This window comes from Streptomyces sp. AcH 505 (assembly GCF_000818175.1).
In the GTDB taxonomy this organism is placed as follows: Bacteria; Actinomycetota; Actinomycetes; order Streptomycetales; family Streptomycetaceae; genus Streptomyces.
In genome coordinates this window covers 2,103,734-2,110,694 of the sequence record NZ_JTIY01000001.1, presented here as the reverse complement: position 1 = coordinate 2,110,694, position 6,961 = coordinate 2,103,734, and the positions used below count along the sequence as shown (strand labels likewise).

The following is a 6,961-nucleotide window of genomic DNA, read 5'->3' as shown; positions in this document are numbered from 1 at the left end:
GGCCGCCCCCCCCCTCAAAGAAGTACTTGCGGTGGAGGGCCGGGGGTCAAGGGTTAAGCGCAGCGCAATCGGCGCAGCCGACGCGACGGAGGAGCGCCCTTGACGCCCGGACCGGAGCCGCGACACTCAAACCTCAGGGGCGGCCTTCCGACCGCCTAAAAGCTCCGGCCCGCACAGCTCCCGGCTCATGCCGCCCTGACCCGCACCCGCCATCACCCACCCCGCTCAGCCCCGCCCCGCTCAGCCCCGCCCCGCCCCGCCCAGCCCCGCTCAGCCCACCCCGTCCGCGAAGCTCGTCGCTCCCATCGGCGTCACTACCTCCGTGCGTGTGCCCGGGCAGCTTTTCTGGGACGCCACGTCCAAGTCGTCCCCCTTGGGGCGGCCTCACGGTTGCCTCAAGTCACCGCCCGCACAGGTCCGGGGCCGCGCGCCTTCATGTGACCGCGAAGTGAAGCCGTTTCGGCGTTTCGGGCCCGGTCTCCGTCTCGTTGTTCTCGTGGCTCCGCAACTCCGTTCACTTTGCGTTCCTTTTACTCTTCGACACTCGGTGAGCCCCCCAGCAGTGGTTGCCCCCCAGCGGTCGAATGAGAGGCTTCACGTGAAGGACAAGAACAGCGAAGATCCCGAGAACGCGGCGATGTCGCGGCGGCGCCTGGTCAAGTACGCCGGTGTCGGGGCCACGTTGGCCGCTGCCAGTCCGTTGGTGGGCGGCGGCACGGCCTGGGCCGACGACGACGAGCGCAAGCCGGGCAAGTCCGGTGACTCCCACGGCGGTGACTCCCGTAACCGCGTGTGGCGGGCCGGCGACCACCACGTGCACTCGGAGTACAGCGGCGAGTTCGACACGACGAAGAACCCGCCGGTCTTCCACAAGGGCGCCGACGCCGTCTACCCCATCGTCACCAACGCCATCATGGCCAAGAACTTCGGCCTCACCTGGGCGATGTGCACCGACCACGGCGGTCCTACGCACTCCAAGGTCAACCTGGAGCAGGCCTACCCCGACCTGCTGCGTTCGCGCCGGCTCGTGCCAGAGGTGCTGCAGTTCTGGGGGATGGAGTTCGACGCCCCGGCGCTGGACCACCACACGCTCATGATCCCGCACCACAGTGAAGAGGCCCAGCAGCTCTTCGAGTTGGAGAGCCGCTTCGCCAAGTTCGACGCCTTCCCCACGGATCCCGCGCGGGACACCGAGGCCAAGATGGTCGAATTCCTCAAGGCCGCGCGCGGCATGCCCCGCAAGCCGCTGGTGATCGCCCACCACGCCTCGCGGTCCGCGACCGGTCTCGGGGTGTACGGGCAGGACACGCCGCGCGAGTTCCGTAACGGCAACAACGCGGCGCCCGACATCTACGTCGGCTTCGAGGGCGCGCCCGGCCACCAGGCCGGACCCCTCAACGGCGGTGCGCGCGGCTCGTACAGCAGCTACCCGACCCACGGCGGCTTCGACCAGATGACCGCCCGGGTCGGCGGTCTGTGGGACGCGCTGCTCGGCGAGGGCAGGCGCTGGTGGATCACCGCCACGTCCGACTCGCACGTGCACTGGACGCGCGGCGGCTCCGACTTCTGGCCCGGCGAGTACAGCAAGACGCATGTGCTGGCCCGGCAGGACTACGCCGACATCATGGACGGGCTCCGCAACGGGCGTATCTGGGTCGGTACCGGCGACCTCATCACCAGCCTCGACGTCAGCGCGAGCAACCACGGCCGCTCGGCGGCCGTCGGCGAGACGCTGGCCGTGAGCAGCCGGGGCCGTACCGACGTCGAGATCGAGATCAGGTTCCGGCCGCTGGACGGCAAGAACGCCAACGGCGACCGTCCGCAGGTCCGCCGCGTCGACCTGATCGTCGGCAAGATCACGGGACCGAGCCGTGATCTCGACTCCGACACCAACCCGACCACCAAGGTCGTCGCGCGGTTCGGCCCGCGCGACTGGGACAAGCACCGCAACGAGTACGTCATCCGGCACACCCTGCGGGACGTCGAGGGTGACCTGTACGCCCGGGTGCGCGGTACGAGCACGGACGAGGCCGAGCCGCTCGCCGACGGGCTGGAGAGCCCCTGGGACGACCTGTGGTTCTACTCCAACCCCGTTTTCGTGAAGGTCCGTTAGCCGCCAGGGCCACGTCGGCTCCGCGTCAGCCGTCCGCCTCGGCGGCGCGGGGCCACGGCCGGCCTTCCTTCTCCTCCACCGTCGTGTTGAACCGCCGCAACGCGTCGGCGAGCGTGGCGACTTCGTCCGGGGTCCAGTCCTCCAGCACGGTGCCGAGGCCGTCCGTCGCCCAGGCGCGGTTGGCGCGCAGCTTGCGCAGGCCTTCCTCGGTGATCCGGATCTTGCGTGCCATGCCGCCGTCGGGGTCGGGGATCCGCTCGGCCAGGTCGACGCGGAGCAGCGCCGCCGTCTGGCGGTTGACGGTGGAGGTGTCGAGGCCGAAGGCGTCGGCGAGCTGGCCGATGGACAGCGGCCCTTCGGCTTCGAGCCGGCTGAGCAGCAGATGGGCGCTGCGCTCCAGCCGGACACCGGGCGGGCACTGGTGGAGGGAGCCCATCGTGGCGTGCCGGCCGACCAGTCTCAGCTCGCGCTCGATCGCCTCGATCTGCGCGTCCCGCCGCACGTCCCCCTGAGCGTCGCGCTGCGCGTCCCGCCGCGCGGCCTCACGCCGGTCGGGTTCCCGGTCCGTTTCCCGGTCCGTCTGCACGCCTGTTCCTCCTGGGGCTTTTCACCTGGTTCTCCCCGACCCTACCCCGGCAGATATGCATGGTGCACACGCCTTGCATCATGCATACTCTGTGCATGATGCAAGCCTCTCGACCGGGCAACAGCAACAGCAACGTCATCGTCGGCGTCCTCGCCGCCGCAGGCATCACCGTCGCCGTGATGCAGACGCTCGTTGTCCCGCTCATCCCTGATCTGCCCCAACTCCTGCACACCTCGGCGGCCAACGCCTCCTGGGCCATCACCGCGACCCTGCTCGGCGGCGCCATCGCGACCCCGGTCGTCGGGCGGCTCGGTGATCTGTACGGCAAGCGGCGGATGCTGTTGATCAGCACCGCCCTGCTGGTCATAGGTTCGCTGGTGTGCGCGCCCGCCGACTCGTTGACGCCCGTCGTGATCGGCCGCACGCTGCAGGGCTTCGGGATGGGCGTCATCCCGCTCGGCATCAGCATCATGCGGGACGTGCTGCCGGCCGAGAAGCTCGGTTCGGCCATGGCCGTCATGAGTTCGTCGCTCGGTGTCGGCGGCGCGCTCGGGCTGCCGCTCTCCGCCGCCGTGGCCCAAGGAGCCGACTGGCACGCGCTGTTCTGGGGCTCGGCCGGGCTCGGCCTCGTCGTCGGACTGCTGACGCTGCTGCTCGTACCGGAGTCCTCCGTCACCGCCCGTGGCCGCTTCGACGTACTCGGCGCGCTCGCCCTCTCCGCGGGGCTGCTGTGTCTGCTGCTGCCCATCTCCAAGGGCGCCGACTGGGGCTGGGGGAGCGGCACGACGCTCGGACTGTTCGGCGGGGCCGTGGTGATCCTGCTGCTGTGGGGCCTCTGGGAGCTGCGCCACCCCGCCCCGCTGGTCGACCTGCGCACCAGCGGCAAGCGGCCGATCCTGATGACCAACCTGGCGTCCGTCGTGGTCGGGTTCTCCATGTACGCGATGTCGCTCGTCGCCCCGCAGCTCCTCCAGCTGCCCGGCAGCACCGGGTACGGCCTCGGCCAGTCCATGCTCGCCGCCGGCCTCTGGATGGCGCCCGCCGGGCTGGTGATGATGGCCGTTTCGCCCTTCGCCGCCAAGGTCTCCGCGGCGTACGGGCCCAAGCTGTCGCTGCTGGTTGGCGCGCTGATCATCGCTGTCGGTTACGGGGCCGCCCTCGGCCTGATGGGCAGTACGTGGGGCGTGCTGGCGTTCGCCGCCATCATCAGCGCCGGTGTCGGCTTCGCGTACGCGGCGATGCCCGCGCTCATCATGAGCGCCGTACCGCCGTCGGAGAGCGCGGCGGCCAACGGCCTGAACAGCCTGGCGCGTTCCATCGGCACGTCGAGTTCCAGCGCGGTCATGGGTGTGGTGCTGGCCCATATGACCACCCGGCTCGGCCCGGTCACGATCCCCACCGAGAGCGGCTTCCGCGTCGCCTTCATGATCGGTACGGGTGCGGCGGTGGTCGCCGCGCTGGTCGTCCTCGGCATTCCGGCCCGCGCCAAGATGGGTCCCTCGCTCGTGGCGACCTCGGCCGTGCCTGTTGTCGACGCCGACCTGTCGAAGCAGTGACGGAGCTTTACTGCACATAGGTTGCAGTTACGGGCACGGCGCACCAAGGTGGCGAAAGCAGACCCACCGAAGGAAGGCCGCCGCACCGTGCTCACCGTGTCGTCCGACACCCAGCCTCAGCCCCCCGCCGGATCAGGACCCGAACCAGGACCCGAATCAGGGACCGCACCGGGTACCCCACCCGGTGCGGGGGCGGGGGGCTCTCGCTGGAGTCGCGTCCGTGCCTCGATGACCCGCGAGGAGTGGACCCGGCTCGGCGGCATGGGCGCCTTCGTCCTCGCGCTGCACGTCATCGGCTGGGTCACACTCGTGGCGGTCGTCGCCCCCGAGCACCACAAGGTCGGTACGCAGGCCTTCGGGATCGGTATCGGCGTCACCGCGTACACGCTGGGCATGCGGCACGCCTTCGACGCCGACCACATCGCCGCGATCGACAACACGACCCGCAAGCTCATGGGCGAGGGGCAGCGGCCGCTGTCCGTCGGCTTCTGGTTCTCCCTCGGCCACTCCAGCATCGTCTTCGGCCTCGCGGTCCTGCTCTCGCTCGGGATCAAGACCCTCGCCGGGCCCGTCGAGGACGACGGCTCGCGGCTGCACGACGTCACCGGGCTGATCGGTACGACGGTCTCCGGCGCCTTCCTCTATCTGATCGCCGCGATCAATCTGATCATCCTCATCGGCCTGTGGAAGGTCTTCCGGGGGATGCGCTCGGGCCGCTTCGACGAGGGCGCGCTGGAGCGGCAGCTCAACAACCGCGGTCTGATGAACCGGCTGCTCGGCCGGGTCACGAAGTCGATCACCAAGCCGTGGCAGATGTATCCACTCGGCCTGCTCTTCGGGCTCGGCTTCGACACGGCCACCGAGGTCGCGCTGCTCGTGCTCGCCGGGTCGGGCGCTGCTTCCGGGCTGCCCTGGTACGCGATCCTCTGCCTGCCGGTGCTCTTCGCCGCCGGTATGTCGCTGCTCGACACCATCGACGGCTCGTTCATGAACTTCGCCTACGGCTGGGCCTTCTCCAAGCCCGTCCGCAAGGTCTACTACAACCTCACCATCACAGGCCTTTCGGTGGCCGTGGCCCTGATCATCGGCACGGTCGAACTGCTCGGCCTGCTCGCCGACCAGCTCGGGCTGCACGGGCTGTTCTGGGACTGGGTGGGCGGGCTCGACCTGAACATCGTCGGATTCGTGATCGTCGGGCTGTTCTTCGTCACGTGGGTGCTGGCGCTGCTGGTGTGGAAGTACGGCCGGATCGAGGAGAAGTGGAGCGCGGACCTGCGGCCCGTCCAGGCCTTGCCGGCGGATGGACGGGCCGACTGACGGACGGGCCGACTGACGGGCCCTGCTCCTTTCGGCTCAGCTCAGCTCAGCTCGGCTCAGCTCAGCGCTGCGCCGCCGCCAGTGCCGCCGATACGTCAGCCGCCGAGGCGGGACCGCCGGGCTGCGACATGAAGTCGTCACCGGGCGTCGAGGCGAACGGCTTCCCGTACGCGGGCGTCCCCGGCTCGTAGCGCCATCCCTCGGCCAGCGGGCCCGCGTCGAACGCGTCGTACCCGAGCGCGTCCAGCAGCTCCGTCGCCTTCGCCTTCGCCCCGGCGTCGTCACCCGCGATCGGCAGCGCCGTACGGTCGGCCGCGCCCTTGGGGCGGGACAGGTCGGCGAGGTGCTTGAAGAAGATGTTGTTGAAGACCTTCACGACATGCGACTGGCTCAGGTGGTCCTGGAGCAGCTCACTGCTCGTGGTCTTCGCCGCGTCCAGCTCGGCGATCTGGCCGTCGCGCTGCGGGTAGTAGTTGTTCGTGTCGAGAACGGTCTTGCCGATCAGCGGCTCCTGCGGCACCTGCTTATACGCCTTGAGCGGGATCGTCACCACGACCCAGTCCCCGGCTGCCGCCGCCTCCGCCGCCGTAGCCGCCCTGGCCCGCGGGCCGAGCTCGGCGACGAGGTCGGAGAGCGTCTCGGGCCCGCGTGAGTTGCTGACCACCACGTCGAGTCCGCCGGCGACGGCGAGCCGCGCCAGAGTGCTGCCGATATGTCCACTGCCAATGAGTCCAAGAGTTGCCATACCTGCTGGAACGAGCCTTCGGAGCGATCTGTTCCGCCGCCGGGGAGGCACGACTCGAGAACCACCCGCACGGCTGCGACTGGCCGCTGTCAGGGCTGCCCGACGAACACCGTCACCGTGTTGTTCCGCGCCCGGTTCGCCGTCGAGTCGTCGGGGAACGGCGGCCGGGCCGTGCCGGTGCTGCGGATGCCGATTGCGGTGAGCGGGATGCCGCCGCTGCCGGCCAGTGCCTCGGCGGCCGTCTGCGCCCGGGTGAAACCCAGGTTGATCCGGTCCGGGTACGGGCTGTCCGGCGGGAGCGGGGTGTCGTCCGTGTGGCCGGTGATCACGAGCGGACCGCTCGCCCCCGCCGAGGCGAGCCGGCTGCCGAGGGCCCGCAGCGCCTCCGTACCGGCCGGTGTCAGCGTCGCGTCCTGCCCGAACAGCCCCTCGTCGAAGGTGATCAGCTGCCCGTCGCCCTGCCGGGTCACCGTCGTCCCCGGCCCTGACAAGTCCACCACCGCAGGCGGGAGTTGCGCACGCAAGGTGTCGAGCCGCCCGGCCAGATCCCGCTGTTCGCGCTGTACCGCAGCCAGTCGCCTCCCGACCGCCGGGTCCGGCGGCGCCGGGTCGGCGGCCACCGGGAGCAGCACCCCGGCGACCAC

The 6,961-nt window shown here is 70.2% G+C and carries 6 protein-coding genes; 3 read left to right on the top strand and 3 right to left on the bottom strand.

Translation table 11 applies throughout. The features are described 5' to 3' along the window. Positions 1–598: 598 nt before the first annotated feature. Positions 599–2,113, top strand: coding sequence for a phosphoesterase (locus tag HY68_RS09750; RefSeq protein WP_241778517.1), 1,515 nt, complete (start codon positions 599–601; stop codon positions 2,111–2,113). Positions 2,114–2,138: 25 nt separating this feature from the next. Here HY68_RS09750 and HY68_RS09745 read toward each other — a convergent pair whose 3' ends face one another. Continuing rightward, positions 2,139–2,549, bottom strand: a complete 411-nt coding sequence (locus tag HY68_RS09745; RefSeq protein WP_078863906.1) for a MarR family transcriptional regulator — start codon at positions 2,547–2,549, stop codon at positions 2,139–2,141. A gap of 245 nt (positions 2,550–2,794) precedes the next feature. Between HY68_RS09745 and HY68_RS09740 the strand changes: the two genes are divergently transcribed. After that, positions 2,795–4,255 carry an MFS transporter gene (locus HY68_RS09740; protein ID WP_241778516.1) on the top strand — a complete coding sequence of 487 codons (1,461 nt, stop codon included), beginning with the start codon at positions 2,795–2,797 and terminating at the stop codon, positions 4,253–4,255. A 228-nt stretch (positions 4,256–4,483) separates the two neighbouring features. Continuing rightward, on the top strand, positions 4,484–5,572 hold the full coding sequence (locus HY68_RS09735) for a HoxN/HupN/NixA family nickel/cobalt transporter (RefSeq protein WP_041986989.1): 1,089 nt from the start codon (positions 4,484–4,486) through the stop codon (positions 5,570–5,572). Between the two features lie 61 nt (positions 5,573–5,633). On the opposite strand, the gene HY68_RS09730 is transcribed toward HY68_RS09735, so the two are convergent. Continuing rightward, positions 5,634–6,317 carry an NADPH-dependent F420 reductase gene (locus HY68_RS09730; protein ID WP_041986987.1) on the bottom strand — a complete coding sequence of 228 codons (684 nt, stop codon included), beginning with the start codon at positions 6,315–6,317 and terminating at the stop codon, positions 5,634–5,636. A gap of 89 nt (positions 6,318–6,406) precedes the next feature. Then, a partial coding sequence (locus HY68_RS09725) for a hypothetical protein (protein ID WP_198533242.1) occupies positions 6,407–6,961 on the bottom strand: 555 nt, incomplete at its 5' end.

Bases quoted from the DNA above. Each gene is read 5' to 3' on its own strand.
- HY68_RS09745 (WP_078863906.1), bottom strand. From the start codon at position 2,549: ATGGGCTCCCTCCACCAGTGCCCGCCCGGTGTCCGGCTGGAGCGCAGC.
- HY68_RS09740 (WP_241778516.1), top strand. From the start codon at position 2,795: ATGATGCAAGCCTCTCGACCGGGCAACAGCAACAGCAACGTCATCGTC.
- HY68_RS09735 (WP_041986989.1), top strand. From the start codon at position 4,484: ATGACCCGCGAGGAGTGGACCCGGCTCGGCGGCATGGGCGCCTTCGTC.
- HY68_RS09730 (WP_041986987.1), bottom strand. From the start codon at position 6,317: ATGGCAACTCTTGGACTCATTGGCAGTGGACATATCGGCAGCACTCTG.